Annotated in this window: 18 protein-coding genes; 15 read left to right on the top strand and 3 right to left on the bottom strand. The window is 71.8% G+C overall.

All coding sequences use genetic code 11. From position 1 onward, the window contains the following. The first annotated feature begins 36 nt into the window (after positions 1 to 36). The 15 genes from QNO14_RS13410 (at position 37) to QNO14_RS13340 (ending at position 15,242) form a co-directional block, all read left to right on the top strand. Positions 37 to 942, top strand: coding sequence for a carbohydrate ABC transporter permease (locus QNO14_RS13410; protein WP_257494051.1), 906 nt, complete (start codon positions 37 to 39; stop codon positions 940 to 942). Positions 943 to 953: 11 nt separating this feature from the next. Continuing rightward, the gene (locus QNO14_RS13405; RefSeq protein ID WP_257505688.1) at positions 954 to 2,300 is read left to right on the top strand and encodes a Gfo/Idh/MocA family protein; all 1,347 of its coding nucleotides are present in this window, start codon (positions 954 to 956) and stop codon (positions 2,298 to 2,300) included. 192 nt (positions 2,301 to 2,492) lie between these two features. Beyond that, the gene (locus QNO14_RS13400) at positions 2,493 to 3,647 is read left to right on the top strand and encodes a PASTA domain-containing protein (RefSeq protein ID WP_257505687.1); all 1,155 of its coding nucleotides are present in this window, start codon (positions 2,493 to 2,495) and stop codon (positions 3,645 to 3,647) included. 302 nt (positions 3,648 to 3,949) lie between these two features. Continuing rightward, entirely contained in the window at positions 3,950 to 4,612 is a 663-nt protein-coding gene (locus QNO14_RS13395) for a hypothetical protein (RefSeq protein WP_257494048.1), read from the top strand. Next, entirely contained in the window at positions 4,596 to 5,318 is a 723-nt protein-coding gene (locus QNO14_RS13390; RefSeq protein ID WP_257505686.1) for a hypothetical protein, read from the top strand. Before QNO14_RS13395 ends, QNO14_RS13390 begins: the two co-directional genes overlap by 17 nt. A gap of 24 nt (positions 5,319 to 5,342) precedes the next feature. Further along, complete coding sequence (locus QNO14_RS13385) at positions 5,343 to 6,656, top strand: phage tail sheath family protein (RefSeq protein WP_257505685.1); 1,314 nt, start codon at positions 5,343 to 5,345, stop codon at positions 6,654 to 6,656. Further along, positions 6,653 to 7,150: a phage tail protein gene (locus tag QNO14_RS13380; protein WP_257505684.1), complete on the top strand. Its 498-nt coding sequence runs from the start codon at positions 6,653 to 6,655 to the stop codon at positions 7,148 to 7,150. The genes QNO14_RS13385 and QNO14_RS13380 overlap by 4 nt, the downstream gene beginning before the upstream one ends. Further along, positions 7,143 to 8,255: a hypothetical protein gene (locus QNO14_RS13375; protein ID WP_257505683.1), complete on the top strand. Its 1,113-nt coding sequence runs from the start codon at positions 7,143 to 7,145 to the stop codon at positions 8,253 to 8,255. Before QNO14_RS13380 ends, QNO14_RS13375 begins: the two co-directional genes overlap by 8 nt. After that, the gene (locus tag QNO14_RS13370) at positions 8,255 to 9,112 is read left to right on the top strand and encodes a hypothetical protein (protein ID WP_257505682.1); all 858 of its coding nucleotides are present in this window, start codon (positions 8,255 to 8,257) and stop codon (positions 9,110 to 9,112) included. Before QNO14_RS13375 ends, QNO14_RS13370 begins: the two co-directional genes overlap by 1 nt. Next, the gene (locus tag QNO14_RS13365) at positions 9,109 to 10,656 is read left to right on the top strand and encodes a phage baseplate assembly protein V (RefSeq protein ID WP_285184268.1); all 1,548 of its coding nucleotides are present in this window, start codon (positions 9,109 to 9,111) and stop codon (positions 10,654 to 10,656) included. Before QNO14_RS13370 ends, QNO14_RS13365 begins: the two co-directional genes overlap by 4 nt. Before the next feature lies 1 nt (position 10,657). Further along, complete coding sequence (locus QNO14_RS13360; RefSeq protein WP_257494039.1) at positions 10,658 to 11,002, top strand: hypothetical protein; 345 nt, start codon at positions 10,658 to 10,660, stop codon at positions 11,000 to 11,002. Then, positions 10,999 to 11,445 (top strand): GPW/gp25 family protein, encoded by a 447-nt coding sequence (locus tag QNO14_RS13355; protein ID WP_257505678.1) that lies wholly within the window; start codon positions 10,999 to 11,001, stop codon positions 11,443 to 11,445. Before QNO14_RS13360 ends, QNO14_RS13355 begins: the two co-directional genes overlap by 4 nt. 2 nt (positions 11,446 to 11,447) lie before the next feature. Then, positions 11,448 to 14,012: a putative baseplate assembly protein gene (locus QNO14_RS13350; RefSeq protein ID WP_257505677.1), complete on the top strand. Its 2,565-nt coding sequence runs from the start codon at positions 11,448 to 11,450 to the stop codon at positions 14,010 to 14,012. Beyond that, positions 14,002 to 14,793, top strand: coding sequence for a phage tail protein (locus QNO14_RS13345; protein ID WP_257494036.1), 792 nt, complete (start codon positions 14,002 to 14,004; stop codon positions 14,791 to 14,793). The genes QNO14_RS13350 and QNO14_RS13345 overlap by 11 nt, the downstream gene beginning before the upstream one ends. Then, complete coding sequence (locus QNO14_RS13340; RefSeq protein ID WP_257505676.1) at positions 14,790 to 15,242, top strand: hypothetical protein; 453 nt, start codon at positions 14,790 to 14,792, stop codon at positions 15,240 to 15,242. Before QNO14_RS13345 ends, QNO14_RS13340 begins: the two co-directional genes overlap by 4 nt. Here the strand turns inward: QNO14_RS13340 and QNO14_RS13335 are convergent. Genes QNO14_RS13335 through QNO14_RS13325 form a run of 3 tightly spaced genes read right to left on the bottom strand, consistent with a single transcriptional unit; the run spans position 15,239 to position 17,488 of the window. After that, the gene (locus QNO14_RS13335) at positions 15,239 to 16,099 is read right to left on the bottom strand and encodes a hypothetical protein (protein WP_257505675.1); all 861 of its coding nucleotides are present in this window, start codon (positions 16,097 to 16,099) and stop codon (positions 15,239 to 15,241) included. The genes QNO14_RS13340 and QNO14_RS13335 overlap by 4 nt on opposite strands. A 53-nt stretch (positions 16,100 to 16,152) precedes the next feature. Next, positions 16,153 to 16,452, bottom strand: coding sequence for a hypothetical protein (locus tag QNO14_RS13330; protein WP_257505674.1), 300 nt, complete (start codon positions 16,450 to 16,452; stop codon positions 16,153 to 16,155). Positions 16,453 to 16,510: 58 nt separating this feature from the next. Next, the gene (locus tag QNO14_RS13325; protein WP_257505673.1) at positions 16,511 to 17,488 is read right to left on the bottom strand and encodes a serine hydrolase domain-containing protein; all 978 of its coding nucleotides are present in this window, start codon (positions 17,486 to 17,488) and stop codon (positions 16,511 to 16,513) included. Positions 17,489 to 17,513: the final 25 nt, after the last annotated feature.

Raw genomic sequence — 17,513 nt, 5'->3', positions numbered from 1 at the left:
CCCGCCCCCATCTACGTCCGCGCGGAAGAGAGCACCATGACCACCACGACCGACGCCACCCTGGCCGTCGTCCTGCCGAACGCAGGCGACGACGAGCGCCGTCGCCTGCGCCGCCGCAGCAACGTGCGATCGGTGTTCAAGCACGCCGGACTCATCCTCCTGTCGATCGTGATGATCTACCCGCTCATCTGGCTGGTCGTGTCGTCGCTGAAGCCCAACGCCGACATCTTCACCGACCTCGGCATCTTCACCACCGACCTCACGCTCGACAACTATGTGCACGGGTGGACGGCGCAGCAGCTGCCGTTCAGCGTGTTCCTGACGAACTCCACGATCCTCGTCGTGGGCGCGATCATCGGAAACCTCGTGTCGTGCTCGCTTGCGGCATACGCGTTCGCCCGCCTGAAGTTCTGGGGGCGCAACGCCTACTTCGTCATCATGCTCGGCACGATCATGCTGCCCTTCCACGTCGTGCTGGTGCCGCAGTTCATCATCTTCCGCGAGCTCGGATGGCTCGAGACGTTCCTGCCGCTCATCGTGCCGAAGTTCCTCGCCACCGACGCGTTCTTCGTCTTCCTGATGGTGCAGTTCATCCGGGGCCTTCCGAAGGAGATCTTCGAAGCAGCGCGCATCGACGGCGCAGGCCATGCCCGCATCTTCGGGCAGGTCACGCTGCCGCTCATGGTGCCGGCGCTCGCGACGACGACGATCTTCACGTTCATCTGGACCTGGGGCGACTTCTTCGGGCCGCTGATCTACCTGCGCACGCGGGACAACTTCCCCGTCTCGGTGGCGCTGAAGGGCTTCATCGACGCGCAGTCCTCGTCGAACTACGGGGCGATGTTCGCGATGTCCGTCGTCTCCCTCATCCCGCTGTTCCTCGCGTTCCTGATCGGCCAGAAGTACCTGGTCAAGGGCATCGCCACGACCGGCATCAAGTGAGGGACGACACGATGCGCACTCGTTACGCCCTGGTGGGCACCGGCAGTCGTGCCCAGATGTACATTGACGCCATCACCGGCCCCCACGCCGACACCGCAGAGCTGGTCGCCTGGGGCGACACCAACCCGGGCCGGGTGGATTGGTACGAGCGACGGCTCGTGGATGCCGGGGTGCCCGTTCCCGCGCGGTTCGCACCGGCCGAGCTGGCCGAGGCGGTGCGTCGCCATCGCGTGGACCAGGTGATCGTCACATCGCCGGATTGGACCCACGACGACCACGTCGTCACCGCGCTCGAGGCCGGTGCGGGAGCCATCGTCGAGAAGCCGCTGACGACGACCGCGGAAGGGGTGCGCCGCATCGCCGAAGCCGCCGAGCGCACCGGGCTGCCGGTGGTGGTCACCTTCAACTACCGCTACTCGCCGCGAAACAGCGCGCTGAAGCAGGTCATCTCGTCGGGCGAGATCGGCGAGGTGACCTCGGTGCACTTCGAGTGGGTGCTCGACACCGCCCACGGCGCGGACTACTTCCGGCGCTGGCATCGCGACAAGGAGAGCTCCGGGGGTCTCCTCATCCACAAGGCCAGCCATCACTTCGACTTGGTGAACTGGTGGATCGGCGACGTCCCCACGCGGGTCTTCGCCAGCGGAGGCCTGCGGTTCTACGGGGCGGACAACGCCGCGCGGCGCGGCCTCGGCGCGCGGCCTGAACGGGGCACCGGCGACTCGCCGCTGCGCGATGCGTTCAGCCTCGACCTGCGCGATGACCCGACGCTGCGCGGGCTCTACCTGGAGCAGGAGGAGCACGACGGCTACCTGCGCGACCGGGACGTGTTCGATGCCGGCATCACGATCGAGGACAACCTCGCGCTCGTGGTGGATTACGCCGGGGGAGCGTCGATGTCGTATGCGCTCAACGCGCACTCGCCGTGGGAGGGCTATACGGTGGCGGTCAACGGCACCCGCGGCCGCGCCGAGCTGACGGTCGTCGAGCGCGGTGCCGTGCTGGTCGCGGACAACGGCCGCCCCGTGGTGGATCCGAGCGCGCGGCCCGACGCCGTGCGTGACGACGACGGCCGGCCGGTCAGCGAGCGACTGGTGGTGCAGCGGCACTTCGAGGTCGCACGCGAGGTGCCGATTCCCGCGGGCGAGGGCGGGCACGGCGGCGGTGACGCGCAGCTCTTGCGTGACCTGTTCGTGGGCGCCGAAGCGGACCCGCTCGCCCGCGCCGCGACGTGGGACGACGGGGTGCGCTCGGTGTCCGTCGGGCTCGCCGGCAACCGTTCCCTCGAGACGGGCCAGGCCGTGCGCACCGCCGAGCTGTCGCTGGGCCCCGCGCTCGCCGCCCTCGCTGCCGAGTGAGTATTCGCGCTGCCGAGTGAGTATTCGCGGGCTCGAGTGAGTATTCGAGCCCCTGAGCGCGCACTCACGAACACCAGTGTGTCGATGCCCGCGGCGGGTGGCTCGGCCGGTGAGTACTCACTCGGCGATGCGAATACTCACTCGGCGACGGGGTCTCTGTTGGACGGGCGCGGGCTGCGGTACGGTGACGCCATGTCGGGGGGCCAGGAGTTCGGGCCGACAGGTCCTGCAGCGCCGGGAGGGCCGCCGTTCGCGGTGGCAGGCCCGTCGGCGGTGTCATTGGATGCCGCGCGTTCGGGTCTCGCTTCCTTCACTGTGTCCAACGTCACCGGGCGACCTGTGCGGGCGCGCGTGATGGTCATCCCCGGCGCCGGTGCGGACCCGGCATGGTTCCGGATCTCCGGTGACGCGGAGCGGAGCCTTCCCGTCGCGGGCACGGCGACGGTGGAGGTCGCGGTGCACGTGGCAACAACGGCGCCCGCGGGGGAGTCATCGTTCACGGTGGGAGCCGCACTGGAGGAGGCCCCCGATCAGGTGGTCTCCGGCCCCACGGTCGCCTTTCGCGTGCCCGACCCAGTGAAGCGGCGCTTCCCCTGGTTGTGGGTGATCGTCGCCGTGGTCGCCGTGCTGGTCTTGGCCGGCGGCGGCATCCTGATCTGGATCCTCACTCGGACACCCGCCGCACCGACGGCCGTGGAGCCTCCAGCCATCTCGGGCGCGTTGGAGGTCGGCACCGACCTCGCGGTCGAGCAAGGCACGTGGGATCCCGATGACGTGGTGAAGATCGACGTCTGGCAGGCCTGCCCGGCGTCGGCCACCGATGAGGACGACGCAGACTGCGAGGACATCCTCGTCGGCGAGGGGGAGGATGCCACCCCCGCCCAGGGGCACACCTTCGTCGTCGGCGCGGAGGTCGTGGGCAGGCGTATCCGCGTCATCGAAACCGCTGTCCGCGTCGATCCGGAGACCTTCGGTGAGGACGGGACGGAGGACCTCTCCGACCTCCCGCATGCGTCGGCGCCCTCCGCCATGACCGACCCGGTGCCGCCGGCCGCGCCGACGACGGCGGTGGTGCCCGACGTGCTGGGCTTGTCGTACCGCAACGCGCAGGCGACGTTGGCGGACAGCGGTTTCCAGATCCGGGGCATCCCGTCCAACGAGGTCGGCGAGTGCAACCCCAAGGTCGAGGCCCAGGACCCGGCCAAGTCCACCGAGGCGCCGATCGGCAGTGACGTCGTGGTGTTCATCGATCAGTCACCCCCGATCCGGAAGTGCTTCGTCTTCGGCTCCAACCTGGACGACATCGTCATCGCGCCCGATCGGATCATCCCGGTACCTTCCCCCTGAGACCGTGGCGGTCCGTGATGACGTCGGATGCCGCGCGCTGCGGGTCGGCGTCGTCGCGGTGTCGGACCCTCACCGGGGGCGGGTTCCCGCTCGCGGTCACCGCCTGGGAGAGGGATCGATTGTGGCGCATCCGAGGCCCTGGTGCGCCCGCGCGGCGACTGCTACGTTGTGCCCCGTATCGAGCTGTACCGAGCATCTGAGGGCTTTCGCCTGCGGCACGCGTTGCCCCGTCGACCACACTTCTGCCGCATGTGCGGCGCGGCGCCTCGGCGCCGCGACATCGGCAAACCGAGCAGGTCGCCATGTCGAGTCCCTTCTTCCGGACGCTCCTCACCGCGATCATCGCGGCGGCGGTGGCGGTCGGGGTGCTGTTCGCCGCGTCGACGTGGTGGGCGCCGCTGCGCGCACCGTGGGTGCTCATCGTGGTCGGGGGGATCGCGCTCGTACTGGGCGTGATGGCCGGGATCCTCGGCAGTTACGACCTGGCGAGGCTGCGCGGATGGCTGCTCCTCGTGATCGACAACTCGTGGGCGCTGCCGAGCACGCTGCTGGGTGCGGTCGTGGGGAACCTGGTCTACCCGTTCTTCGGCACCCCATCGGGGGTGCAGAGCGCCGGCAAGGAGTGGGTCTCATACCGCGCGCGCGGCACGTCGGGGTTCGGTGCGGATGTGCTGCAGACCATCGGGACGGTCAACATCGGCGGCGCCGGGAACCACGAGCGCGTCCACCTGCTGCAAGCGCGCATCCTCGGTCCCCTCTATCTTCCCATCGTCGGTATCTCCTACGTCGTGATGACGCTCTTGCAATGCGTGTGGTCCCTCACGATCGGTCTCGTCCTGCGCCTCGCCGGGGTGCGCGACACGGCATGGTTCCGCGCGCCGGCGAGGTCCGCGGTGTCCGGCTTCTGGGGCTGGATCTACTTCGCCACACCGATGGAGCTGTGGGCATATGGCACCGAACCCTGAGCCTGTCGACGACTTCTTCCTCGCCCTGGACCCGGTGCGGGCCTGGGCGGGTGCGGTCTCCGGCCTGCCCGTCGTCCACGACTTCGACGACGCGCACGCCGGCGACGGCGCGGTGGTGCTCCGGCCGCTCGAGCTGGAGGTCGCCGCCGCCGCCGGCCCGGTGCTCCGACACATCAGCAGCGCCGAGCTGACCCTCGGCGCGCTGGTGACCACCGTCGGCCTTCCGCTGTTCCCGGCGGCGGGCACGACGAGCGCTCTGGCGCTGGCGGCCGCCGCCGAGGGCGAGTGGCGGATGGACGCGGCGCCGCCGAGCCTCGAGCTGTGGCGCGCTCTGCAGCGTGCGCCGGCACCGGCGTTCATCCTGAGGGTTCCGGTGCGCCGGCTGCTGGAACGCCCGACCGCCCCTCTCGTGCGGCAGCCGGTGCGGCTCGTCCCTGCTCACCTCCGCACGGTCGTCGGCCGCATCGTCGCCACCGACGGGCGCCCGCTCGGCGCCGCACAGGTCGGTCTCGCCGACACCGGTGGGGCCGTCGAGACCGATCACGGGGGGCGGTTCCGCCTCCCCGTCGCCACCGCCGAGGGGGCACCGCTGCGCCTCAGCGTGCGTGCCCGCGGCGCATCCATCACCCTCGCCGTCGACGCGCCGCCCGTGGACACCGGCGGCGACCTCGGGGACCTCACGGTCCACATCCCGGAATCCGTCTGACGACACGTTGCGAAAGGCCGGCTCATGCCCCAGTACCTCACCCCGGGCGTCTACGTCGAAGAGCTCCTCGGCGGCACCAGACCGATCGAAGGCGTCGGCACCAACGTCGCCGCCTTCCTCGGACAGGCCAACGACGCGGATGCCCGCGCGGGGATCCCGACCGCCGTCAACAACTGGACCCAGTACACGAACGTCTTCGGCAGCACCGGGCCCAGCACGCCGCTGACCCTTGCCGTGCACGGGTTCTTCCTCAACGGCGGCCAGCGTTGCTACGTGCTGAACCTCGGAGAGGGCGGCTCGATCACCGGCACGCCGTCAAGGCCCGGCATCTCAGCGCTCGAGCCGATCGACGAGATCGCGATCGTGGCGGCTCCCGGATACACGGATGCCGCGTCGTACGACGCCGTCCTCAGCCACTGCGAGCTGATGAAGGATCGCGTCGCGGTCATCGACATCCCCGAAACGGTCGACGACCTCAACGACCTGACCGTGCCGGCCACGGCGTCGGGCACGTCGACCGCCGAACCGCCGAGTTCCTCCGCGTCGTCGAGCGAATCCTCGGGCGCGTCCTCGAGCTCGTCGGACGTGGGCGGCGATGCGGATGCCGTGGGAGATGCCGACGAACCGCCACCTCCGCCGGCTCCCCGGCGCGCCGCCGCCTCCGCGCGCGACACCGGTCTGGCGCCACGACAGTCCGAATGGGGCGCCGCGTACGGACCGTGGCCCTGGGTCGTCGATCCGCTGACCGGAACGCTGGTGCTGGCTCCGCCCTCCGGACACGTCGCCGGTGTCTGGGCCCGCACCGACGCGAGCCGGGGGGTGCACAAGGCGCCCGCGAACGAGACGCTGCGCGGCGCGGTCGACCTGAAGTACGCCTGGACGCCCAGCGAGCAGGGGCTGCTGAACACCTCCGGGATCAATGCGATCCGCATCATCAACGGGAGCATACGGATCTGGGGTGCGCGCACCCTCGCCGGCAGCTCCAGCGAGTGGCGGTACCTGCCGGTGCGCCGGCTCTTCGCCTTCGCCGAGGAGTCGATCCAGCAGGGCACAGGGTGGGTCGTCTTCGAACCGAACGATGTGACCCTCTGGAACGCGGTCAGCCGCGACATCCGTGCGTTCCTGCGTCGGTTGTGGCGGGACGGTGCGCTCTTCGGGACATCCGAGCGTGAGGCGTTCTACGTCAAGTGCGATCGCGAGACCAACCCTGAGGAGGATGTCGACGCCGGGCTCCTGACGGCCCTGGTCGGGATGGCCCCGGTCAAGCCGGCGGAGTTCATCGTCTTCAAGGTGAGCCAGTACGCGGCCGGCAGCGCCGGCGGAGAGGAAGCATCGTGAGCGACGCAACGCCGACCCCCACCGCGCCGCCGGCCGGCGCATCCGCGAAGAGCACGTGGGTAGACCCGTACGGGGCCTTCAATTTCAAGCTCATGATCGGCAATCTGGCGGTCGGCCACTTCACCGAGGTCTCCGGACCCAAGGTCACCATCGACACCGTCGAATACCGGGAGGCCGGCCAGTCGCAGGTCGTTCACCACATCCCGACGATCGCGTCGTACGAGACGCTGTATCTGCGGCAGGGCCTCACGCGTACGACCGAGCTCTGGGACTGGTTCGTCGCCACACTCAACGGCGAGTACCGCCGTCTGGCCGTGTCGATCATCCTGCTGGATTCCCGCGGCACCACGCCCGTCGTGCAGTGGAACCTCTTCGACTCGCTCCCCGTCTCCTTCACCGGCGGCGACCTGCGGGCGATCGCGCGCGAGGTGTACATCCATGAGTTCGGGCTGAAGTACGAGGGGATCGAACGAGTGGGCGCGGGCAATGCGTGAGCGCCGCCGACCCGGTCTGCGCCGGGTGCTGGGAGCCGCCGCGCGCCGAGGGCTCGGCCGCATCGCGGACGGTGTCGATACCGTCGCGCACAGCGTCGCGGCGCTCGCCGGCGGACTGCGCTCGCTCGCGCGCACCGGCTCGCCTGGCCCGCCCATCGACCCGCGGCTGGCGGACGTGGAGCCGAACCTCGCCGCCTACGTCTCCGCGCACGACCCGGTGTGGTTCTCGTTCGACGCCCCCGGCGGCGAGGTCGGGATGCCGCGCGCCGAGCCGACGGCGCTGATCCCCGCCGCCGGACGTCGCGCCGCGGGGTCTCCCGACGCCGCGGCGGGTGCGCCGCGCGCGTCGGCGCCGCGGTCGCAGATCCCCTCCGCTGCCGAGCTGCCGGGCGGCCGCCCGCTTACGCCGCGCGTCCTCACGCGCCGTCGCCGAGGGGGTCCGGCCCCGGTCCCCGCTGCCACGTCGGGCGATCCCGGGGCGATCGGGCACACGACGTTCGACTCGACGGACGGCCCCGCCGCGGCGCCCGCCGTCCGCAGCATGGCCCGCCAGGATGCCCCGGCCGCCGCGACCGGTCTCCCGGGTGACGCCGCCCGCCGCCCGCCCTCCGCCTGGTCAGCGCCCACGTTCGCGCAGTCGGCCCCCGCAACCGGCTCGTCACCCCACGCATCGGCATCGACGCCGCCGGCGACGGCCGAGCACGCTTCGGGCGCGCGCCGGGTGTCGACCTCCGACTCCGACCGCGCGACGGCCGCGCCGCACCGCAGCGCCCGGAACGCCGCCCCCCGCCCGCACGTCGCGGCCGACGCCCGTCGGCATCCGGCCGCGGAGCCGACCTCCGCGCAGATCACCTGGCGGCCCGCGCCGTCGCCGTGGCCCGCACCCTCCTCCCCGGCAGCGTCCGCCGCAGGGGAGCGGCGATCGTCCGTACCGTCCCTGCCGCCGACGCACACCCCATGGCCGGCGCACGCCCGCTCGGTCCGTCCCTCGTGGCCCGATCTGCCGGCTGTACGTGCGGAGTCGCGGGCAGACATCGGAACAACCCGCGCCTGGGTCGCGGCATCCGCGCTCGACGTTCTCGTCGACGAGCAGCGGAGCACCTGATGGAACGGGTCGCGTTCCTCGTCGAGGGCACCGGCGAGCGGATCACCTGCATGCTCAACCCCGAGCACATCGTCCAGCGCCGTATCGCGGGACTCGCCCCGCGGCGGGGCGGCGCCGGGATCGTGGCGGGCTCCGCATGGTCCGACTCGCCCCTGCAGCACACCGGCGGGGGACGCACCGAGATCGAGCTGCAGCTGCTGTTCGACGTGAATCTGCTCCCGCCTCCGGTCGTGCCGGCGCCGCCCTCGCCTGTTCCGGCGCAGGAGGTCGTCGCCGGCGAGGCCACCGGTCCGGGCTCCGCCGCGTCCGCCGCCCCCGCCCCGCCCCCGCCTCGGCGCGACGTGCGGGACCACACCCGTCCGCTGTGGCAGCTCGCCGAGAACTCCGTCGACGGCGGCCGCGGCGTTCCGCAGGTGCGCATGGTGCTGGGCAAGGAGTGGAACGTGCTGGCCGTCGTCGAGGCGCTCGCGGAACGGTTCGAGCAGTTCGACACGAACGGAACCCCGCGGCGATCGTGGCTCAGCATGCGCCTGGTGCGCGTTCCCGACCCCAATCCGCCCGCCCCGGAGACGCCTGCGTCGGTCGGGATCCCGGATGCCGCCGCGGCGGAGGCGGCGGCCGCCGTGCCCGTCGCGATCCACACCGTGATCGGCGGCGGCCCCGCGACGGCCGGCGGTACGGCCGCCGGCGGCGAGACGCTGCCGGAGATCGCGGCGCGGTACTTCGGCGGCCGCTGCGCGCTGTGGCGGTGGATCGCCGACGTCAACCTGCTCGACGAGGTCATCTGGCCTGAGGCCGGCCGCGGTCTCATCATCCCGCCCGCGCCGGAGGACCTGCCGACGGGAGGTGCGCGATGACGGATGCCGCGTCCCGCGCCGCGACCGGGCCGTACCGGGCTCCCGGGGTGGCGCTGCGCATCGACGGCGCCGAGCTCGACGCCGTCGGGGTGGCCCTGCTCTCCCGCATCCGCGTGCGGCGCGAGGCGAGTGCTCCGGCTGCGTGCGCACTGACGTTCGAGGACCCGGCCGCGGTGGGGGCGCTGGCGGAGATCCTCACGCTCGGGGCGGCCGTGCAGGCACGCGTGGAGGGTTTTTCCGGCGAGCTGTTCACCGGCGAGATCGTGTCGGTGGACCATGCGTTCGCCGCCGACGGGGTCCCCGAGATCACGGCACGGTGCCAGGACGCCGCGCACCGGTTGCGGCGGGACTCGCAGCTGCGGGTGCTCGTCGACGTCTCCGTGGCGGAGGCGGCACGAGAACTCGCATCGCCCGCGGGACTGGACATCGACGCGGCAGAGGAGGGCCCGCGCCTTCCGCGGGTCGTGCAGGATGGGCGGTCCGCCTTGGACCTGCTCACCTCGGTCACCCGTCACGCAGGGCTGTGGTGGCGTGTCGACCCGTCCGGCCGCACGCTCGCGCTCTTCGACGACGATCACGGCGTCGGTGAAGAGGTGTCCGTCGTCTACGGCCAGACACTGCTGCAGGCCACCGTGACGGTCAGCGCGCTGGGCAACCGATCCGGCTGGCGGGTGGTCGGGTGGGACCCGGTCACCGGGGAGGTCGCCACCGGATCCGCGGACGCGGATCCGGTGGCGACGGGGGCGACCGCCGGGGTCTACGGAGGTGCCATGACCGCCGGTCCCGCACACCTCGATGCGCTGGCACGCGGACTGACCGGCGACGACCGGGCGGCGTCGCGGTCGCTGCGTGCCGTGGTTCACGGTGACCCCGTGATCGGCCCCGGCACCACGCTCGTGGTCGAAGGGCTTCCCGCAGCGACCTCGGGATCGTTCCGCGTCCTCGCAGCCGACCATGTCATCGACGCGTTCAGCGGCTACACGTGCACCGTGACGACGGCCCCTCCCGGGCATCTGCGTCTGCTGCGACGGCTGGACACGGCATCCGGTCCGGAGGCGGCCGCGCTCACCATCGCGGAAGTCCTGCGCATCGACGATCCCGACGGCCGCGGGCGCGTGCGCGTCGCGCTCTCCGCTTACGACGGACTGGAGTCCGAGTGGCTGCCGGTGCTCGCGCTCGGCGCGGGCGAAGCGAAGGGCCTCGCCCTGCAGCCCGACGTCGGCGACCACGTCCTCGTCGCGCACGACATACGTGACGCCGGGCGGGGCGTCGTGCTCGGCGGGCTGCGCACCACCGACAGCGGCGAGCCCGGCGTGGGCGTGGTGGACGGTGCCGTCGGCGTGTACGGTCTGCGGCTGCCGACGGGGCAGTCGCTGCGCATGAGCGCCGCGGGCGATCGCATCGTCATCGGCAACCGTGAGGGCAGCCGCGTGGAGCTCAGCGACGCCGGCGTCATCGTCCACGCCGAAGGGGATCTCGTGCTCGCAGCCCCCGGACACCTCCTGCGGCTGCGAGCCGGACGCATCGAGCTCGAGCAGGCCTGAGATGTGGTTCTGGGTGACCCTGGACGCCGACATCCGCTGCGAGCACAAGCTCGGGCGCCTCGCGTTGACCGCGCCAGAGGACTTCGTTTTCGTGTCGGGGCAGCCGGTGGTCACCGGCGCCGACCCGATCGGCCGCTCCATCGGCGGATGCCCCAACCTCAACGTCGGGATCAAACCCTGCACGGTGACCGTGAACGTGCAGCGGGGGCACTCCGGCTTCGTGACGATCGCGGGCAGAGCTGTCGTGCGCGCCGACCTCGCCGGGCACACCGACGGCACCCCCCAAGGCCAGGTGAAGTACCGGGTGCAGCACCCCGGTCAGACGCTCGTGACGGAGGCGCCATGACGATCGAGGTTCCAACCCGACGCACGCCTCCCGCGTGGACCGGATGGCGGTTCCACTATCCAGGGCTCGACGGTGAATCAGCCGGATTGTCGATCGGCCCTAACGGCCGCGTCGACCTGGTGCACGACGCGGAGGCGATTCGTCAGGCGCTCATGCTGCTGCTGTCGACCCGGCCGGGGGAGCGCATCATGCGCCCGGACTACGGGTGCGATCTGGGGCGACTGGTGTTCTCACCGAACGACGACACCGCTGCGGGACTCGCGAAGCACTACGTCACCCGAGCGGTGGAACGGTTCGAGCCTCGCGTCGTGATCCTCGCGGTCGACGCCGGTCCCGTGCCCGACGCGCCCGACCGGCTCCAGGTGATCCTCGACTACCGCCCGCGGCTCGGCGGACCCGCCGAGCGCCTCGTTGCCGGTGTCGCGCTGCAGGGAGGCGCGTGAGCATGGCCCTCCCCATCCCGAACCTCGACGACCGCGACTTCGACCGACTGCTGGCCGACGCCAAGGCGCTCATCGCCGCACGCAGCCCGGAGTGGACCGACCTGTCACCAAGCGACCCCGGCATGACGCTGCTGGAGGTGTTCGCCTACCTCACCGACACGTTGCTGTACCGGGTCAACCGCATCCCCGAGAAGGCGTTCGTGCAGTTCCTCGAACTGATCGGCGTCCGCGTGCTTCCCCCGGCCGCTGCATCCGTCGATCTGGTCTTCTCCCTTCCCGCCCCGGCGACCGCCGACGTGGTCGTGCCGCGCGGCAGCAGGGTGAGCACGGCACGGTCGGACGCGGACTCCCCGGTCTTCTCGACCGCCGCCGACGCCCGCATCGCCATCGGCGCGCAGAGCGCGATCGTGCGCGCCTTCGCCGGCGATGTCGTGGACGCCGAGGAACTGGGGACAGGAACCGGCAAACCGGGCCAGACCCTGCACGTCGCCCACCCCCCGATCACCCTGCCCACCGGCGACGTGTTCGACCTCGTCATCGGCGTGCAGGCGGCCCCGGGAGAATTGGCGAACCGAGAGCCCGCCCGCGAGTCGGATGGGCTGCCCTACCGCATCTGGACGGAGGTCGAGCACTTCGGTGCTCCGCCCCCGCAAGGAGCCGAGACCCACCTGTACACGGTCGACCGTGCGGAGGGCGTCATCACGTTCGCGCCCGCGGCTCAGATCGCGGACCCCACGACGGGCGAGCTGACCACGCAGCCCTTGGCGCTGGCCGAGGTCCCCGCGCCGGGTCGGCGCATCCTCGCCTGGTACCGCCATGGTGGCGGCGCGAACGGGAACGTGGCGGCGGGGACGCTCACCGTTCTGAAGGACGCCGTCCCCGGTGTCACCGTCACGAACCCCGCGGCAGCCACCGGCGGGCGCGACCGCGAGACCCTCGAGAACGCGATGATCCGCGGCCCGCAGTCCATCCACACCCTCGACCGGGTCGTCACCGCGCGCGACTACGAGCAATTCGCGGTGGCCGCCAGCGGCGGCGTCTCGCGCGCCCGCGCGGTGACACGCGCCGACGCCTGGGTCGGGGCCGCACCCGGCGAGGTGCAGGTGTATGTCGTGCCCACCGCCGACGTCACCGGTGGCGTCGGCGCTGACGCGCTGGATGCCGCGATGAGTCCACAGGTGCTGGAGCGACTGGCGGAGGCGCTGCACTCCCGGCAGCCGATCGGCACCCGCGTACGGGTGTCATGGGCCGGCTTCAAGCGCACGAAGGTGCGCGCATCCGTCGTCGTGCACCGCACCGAGGATCGCGCCGCGATCGAACGGCGGTTGCGGGAACGGCTGGACCGCGTGCTCTCGCCTGTGCCGGTGGGTTCCGAGCCGGGATGGCCGTTCGGCGAGTACCTGCGGGTCGCGAGGGTGTACGACGTGCTGCAGAGCGAGCGAGGGGTCCGCTACGTCTCCGGTGTCACCCTGCTCGTCGAAGACGTCCCCGGCATCGTCCCCTCGATCGTGCGCGACCCGAACCAGCGCCGCACCTGGTTCTGCGGCAGCGGCGAGAAGGTGTTCCGCTCCATCGACGATGCCGCAGGCTGGGTGGCGGTGTGCCGCTTCGAGGGGGAGTCGGTGGAGCGGCTCGCCGTGCTGCCGGCGGCGCCCGGCTGCGTCGTGGCGGTTGCGCGGGTGGGCGAGACGGAGTCCAGCGTCGTGCATGCGTCGACCGACTACGGAGAGACGTGGGTGCGGGTCCGTGAGTTCGACTCCCACGTCGAAGAGCTCGCACTCGCGCGCATCGACGGCCAGCCGCATGCGTTCCTCGCGACCGACGCCGGCCTGTTCCGGCTGCCGTTGCAGGAAGGGGCCGTGGGCGACCACATCCTCGTGGTCGCCGAGGAGCCGGGCGTCGGCTTCTACGCCGTTTCGACCTCGGTCGACCCGTCGGGGGCGCTGTGCGTGGCTGCCGCCGCCCAGGAGCTCAAGGGCGTGTTCGTGTCCTTCGCGGAGGGGCGCCCCGGCACCTTCGTGCAGGCCGGTCTCAGCGGTGTGGACATCCGCGTCCTGCGCACCCTCGAGATCGCGAACCGGCGCTACCTCTATGCCGGCGCGTACGCCACGGGCACCGAAGAGGGCGTCGGCGTCTCCCGCGTGGAGGTGCTGGGCGTGCAGCTGGATGCCAAGGGATGGGAACCGGCGGGCGCGAAGTGGGCGGGCGGGAGCTGCCGCGACATCGCGTTCATCGGCGAGACCGTGCTGGCGGCGACCGAACGCGCCGGTGTCGCAGTCGCCAACCCCCGGCAGGACGGCGGGGCCTGGCGCACCCCGACGCGCGACTGCGGGCTGCCTCTGCGCCAGGACGGCACGTTCCAGGCGCTGTTCACGGTCGCGGCCAACGAGTCCAGTCCGCCCCTGGCCCTGTGCGGGGGGCCGGACGGCATCTTCCACAGCTCTGATGGGCGAACGTGGGGCCTGGCCTCGCGGGCCACGTTCGACAGCGAGGTATCGCTGCCGCCGGACTGGCTCTTCGCGCCCGGCGCACACGAGATCACCGTCGGATACGACGATGCGCTCTGACCGCATCGCCCGGCTGCTGCCGGAGGTCTACCAGCGCACGATCGGGGTGGGCACCCCGATCGCGAGTCTGCTGGAGGTCATGTCCCAGCTGCACGAGCCGGTCGAGGAGACGCTCCGGCGGCTGCCGGAGTACTTCGACCCGCAGCGGACGCCTGACCGGTTCGTGCCGTTCCTGGCGCGCTGGGTCGACCTCGACCGCTGGCTGGACGACGCCCAGGGTCAGTTCGATGCCGGCAGCGGACGGCTGCGGCAGGTGGTCGCCGCGGCGGCGCGCCTCTCCCGGCTGCGCGGCACCGCGCAGGGGCTGCGGGAGGCGCTCGAGTGGGCGACGGGAGTGGCCGGCGTGCGGATCGACGAAGAGGTGACAGATGGCGCCGGGCGCCCGCGTCCGTTCCACGTCGTCGTGTCCCTGCCCGCGGCAGCCGCCGCGCATCAGGTGCTTGTGCGACGGATCGTGCAGCAGGAGAAGCCGGCGCATGTCACCGCCGAGATCGTGTTCGCGGGCGGCCCGGTCAGTGCCGACGCCGGCGCGCCGGAGGTCGCGGCACCGCCCACGCTGCCCGTCGGCGGACCGGCGCATGCGCCGGAGCCCTCCTTCCCGGGCAGCCAACCGGCCCCCGTGCTCACGGGCGCACCCGGCCCGACGCCCGAGTCCGCTGACCCGTCGGTCGGGCCGGCCGCGGAGCTGCCCCCGACGACCGTCGCGGAGCCGCCAGCGCCCGCCGATCACCCTGCGCCGCCAGCGCACCCCGCCCTCGCCGCCGAGGAACCCGGCGCGTGAAGGTCATGATCATCGCGCTGGTCGCGATCGCCGTCACCGCGGCGCTGGTGCTGTTCTACGGTGCGCTGCGCCCGGCCGGCGAGGCCGACGTGGTGCGGCGCGGCGTGGACGGCGGATTCGGCTGGCTCACGGTACGGCCGACGCTGGACTTCGACGACGTCGCCGACGCGCCGTGCGCCGACCCCGCGCTCCCCGGTTTCACCGTGGACGCCGCCGGCTGCCGCATCCCCCTGCCCGACCCGGCCCAGATCACCCTGTGCGCCCCGGAGCCTGCCGCGGTCGTCGTCACCACGCGGGGGACGGAGTATCCCGCTCAGCGCGTCACGGCATCCGCCCTGACGTGCGCCGAGCCGGCGCCGGTGCCGGTGTATGACAGCGACACCGTGCTCTCGATCACGTGCGTCCTGGTCGCGCCCTGCATCGTCCTCGTGGTGCCGGCGCGCGGCTAGCCTGCGCGCGCCGTGGCGCCGACCGAGCCGACGGTCGTGTCGGCGGCCTCTCGCTCCCGCAGCGGGCCGCCGCCCTGTCGCCCGAGACTCAGTTGCTTGACCAGTGAGATCACCCCGCCGACGAGCAGAAGCAGCCCCCACACGACGCCGACGACGGCGAGGATGATCGCCCCCACGGCATCCGTGATGCTCACGAGAATCACCGGCACGATCGAGTGCAGGAGCATCGTCAACAGCGTCAGGAGTAGTGACAGCAGCAGCCAGAAGACGAGCCGCTTGTTGCCGAGGATCCGCTGCTGGGCGACGAGCAGGAAGACGATGGCCGCGAGCTGCAGCACCAGGATGAGCCCGAGCAGGGCGGCCGATGTCCCCACGTCGAAGAAGCCGAAGATCGCGAGGTACGCCAGGGTTCCCCAGGGCGCCGCGAGGAACAGTGACACCATGGTCAACAGCGCGGCGATGGCAACGATGGTCATCACGATGCCGCCGATCACCGCGGCGAGCCCGCCTACGATGCTCACGATGCCGCCGACGAGCGGCACCCGGCGGTTGCCGATGATCAGCGGCAAGGCCATGAGTGCCACGATGATCAGCAGCAGGCCCAGTGGCAGGGCCAGATAGGGGATCGCCAGGCCGGGCGGATCGTCGGCGCTCTCGCCGAAGTCGTCGGCGCTGAGATCGGCGATATCGTCCTGGTCGAGCTCACCCGGCGCGGCGGAGGGGTCCTGCTGCAGCAGCAGGATGCGGTCTTCCAGCGACGGCGGTGAGATCAGGAAGCCGGCGCCGATGCAGGCGAACACCGCGAGCACGATCGCGGCGACAGCGACCCAAAGCGCCCAGCGGCGCAAGCCATCCATGCGCTCAGTCTCGCCACTTCGCGCGGGTCGCACCAGGTGCGCAAGGGCAGGGTTCACATGGCCAGAAGGATGCCTCCGATCACCATGCCGACCACGACGATCCCGGCCGCGACCCACCACGCCCAGTCCGGCGGGGTGAACTTGCCGCCGAACTTCGGGCCGGACAACGACCCCTGGGGCGTCGCCGTCGCACCGGCGATGAACGCGACGACGACCGCCAACAGGAAAGCGACGCCGATGACGATGTAGCCCGGTTCGGACTGCATCGCGCCGACGACGATGCCGGCGATCCCGGCGGCGGCGCCGAGGAGGTACCCGGCAACCGACAGCGCGAGTTTGAGCTGACTGTTCATACCGGATGGTAGCGCTCTGCCGGTCACTGTGATATGGGCCGAGCGCACCGCCGGCGGCTCAGCGCGCGGCGACGACCGCGTTGTCGAGCTCGTCCGCATCCACCCCTGGCCGCTGCACCAGGTTGGTGAGCAGCACATAGGCCACACCCGCGGTCGGATGGATCCAGAACTCGGTGCCCGCCCAGCCCCCGTGGCCGTACACGTCCTGATCGATGAGCCCGGGCGCTCGCGTGCGCAGGTTCCAGGTGAAGCCCCAGTCCTGCCCTCGCTCGGCGGGATACGGTTCGAGCCTCGGGATGCCGCCGGTGAGCGGTCGCCGCATCATCGCCAGCGTCGAGGGCCGCACGATCTCGCCGCCGTTGCGCAGCAGCGCCGCCCCGACGGCGAGCAGGTCGGCCGCGGTGCCGATCATGCCCGCACCCGGATTGCGCTGGCCGGCGAACGCCGCCGCGTCGAATCCGAGCTCGGGGCCGTCGACCACCGTGTGCGGGTCGGCCGCTTCGTCCAGCGTCAGCCCACCGGCACCGACCGCGCGGGTCCAGTCCGCCACATCGGCGTCCCAGGTGCGCCCCGTGGCGTGCGCCACGAGCGCCGCGATCCCCTCGAACGCGATGGTGGAGTACCGCGAGGCGGTGCCGGCGGCGAAATCGCGACCGGGTTCGAGCAGTGCCTGCCGCAGCGGCACCGCGCTGTCGAGGGCAGGCTCCGGGATGCCGGACGTGTGGCTCACCAGGTGACGCAGACGCACGACGTCGTCGCGATCGGCTCCGAAGTCGGGCACGGCCGCCGAGAGCGGTGTCTCCGCGGTGAGCAGGCCGCGTTCGATCGCCCGCGCGGCCGTGAGGCCGGTGAGGACCTTGGTGATCGAGAACAGTCGGTAGGGGTCGTCCACCCGCGCTGTGCGGCCGTGCGTGGCTCCGAACGCATCCAGCGCGACGACGCCGTCGGCCGTAGCGATGCCCAGAACGGCGGATGGCAGGCGTTCCGCCTCGACATGCCGCCGCACCCAGTCGAATGCGGCACCGTACCCGGTCATCCGTGATCTCCTCGAATACTCACTC

The sequence above is a fragment of the Microbacterium sp. zg-Y625 genome (assembly GCF_030246925.1).
GTDB lineage: Bacteria > Actinomycetota > Actinomycetes > Actinomycetales > Microbacteriaceae > Microbacterium > Microbacterium jiangjiandongii.
This window is presented reverse-complemented; position numbering and strand designations above follow the sequence as displayed.

Bases quoted from the DNA above. Each gene is read 5' to 3' on its own strand.
- QNO14_RS13410 (WP_257494051.1), top strand. From the start codon at position 37: ATGACCACCACGACCGACGCCACCCTGGCCGTCGTCCTGCCGAACGCA.
- QNO14_RS13405 (WP_257505688.1), top strand. From the start codon at position 954: ATGCGCACTCGTTACGCCCTGGTGGGCACCGGCAGTCGTGCCCAGATG.
- QNO14_RS13400 (WP_257505687.1), top strand. From the start codon at position 2,493: ATGTCGGGGGGCCAGGAGTTCGGGCCGACAGGTCCTGCAGCGCCGGGA.
- QNO14_RS13395 (WP_257494048.1), top strand. From the start codon at position 3,950: ATGTCGAGTCCCTTCTTCCGGACGCTCCTCACCGCGATCATCGCGGCG.
- QNO14_RS13390 (WP_257505686.1), top strand. From the start codon at position 4,596: ATGGCACCGAACCCTGAGCCTGTCGACGACTTCTTCCTCGCCCTGGAC.
- QNO14_RS13385 (WP_257505685.1), top strand. From the start codon at position 5,343: ATGCCCCAGTACCTCACCCCGGGCGTCTACGTCGAAGAGCTCCTCGGC.
- QNO14_RS13375 (WP_257505683.1), top strand. From the start codon at position 7,143: ATGCGTGAGCGCCGCCGACCCGGTCTGCGCCGGGTGCTGGGAGCCGCC.
- QNO14_RS13370 (WP_257505682.1), top strand. From the start codon at position 8,255: ATGGAACGGGTCGCGTTCCTCGTCGAGGGCACCGGCGAGCGGATCACC.
- QNO14_RS13365 (WP_285184268.1), top strand. From the start codon at position 9,109: ATGACGGATGCCGCGTCCCGCGCCGCGACCGGGCCGTACCGGGCTCCC.
- QNO14_RS13360 (WP_257494039.1), top strand. From the start codon at position 10,658: ATGTGGTTCTGGGTGACCCTGGACGCCGACATCCGCTGCGAGCACAAG.
- QNO14_RS13355 (WP_257505678.1), top strand. From the start codon at position 10,999: ATGACGATCGAGGTTCCAACCCGACGCACGCCTCCCGCGTGGACCGGA.
- QNO14_RS13350 (WP_257505677.1), top strand. From the start codon at position 11,448: ATGGCCCTCCCCATCCCGAACCTCGACGACCGCGACTTCGACCGACTG.
- QNO14_RS13345 (WP_257494036.1), top strand. From the start codon at position 14,002: ATGCGCTCTGACCGCATCGCCCGGCTGCTGCCGGAGGTCTACCAGCGC.
- QNO14_RS13335 (WP_257505675.1), bottom strand. From the start codon at position 16,099: ATGGATGGCTTGCGCCGCTGGGCGCTTTGGGTCGCTGTCGCCGCGATC.
- QNO14_RS13330 (WP_257505674.1), bottom strand. From the start codon at position 16,452: ATGAACAGTCAGCTCAAACTCGCGCTGTCGGTTGCCGGGTACCTCCTC.
- QNO14_RS13325 (WP_257505673.1), bottom strand. From the start codon at position 17,488: ATGACCGGGTACGGTGCCGCATTCGACTGGGTGCGGCGGCATGTCGAG.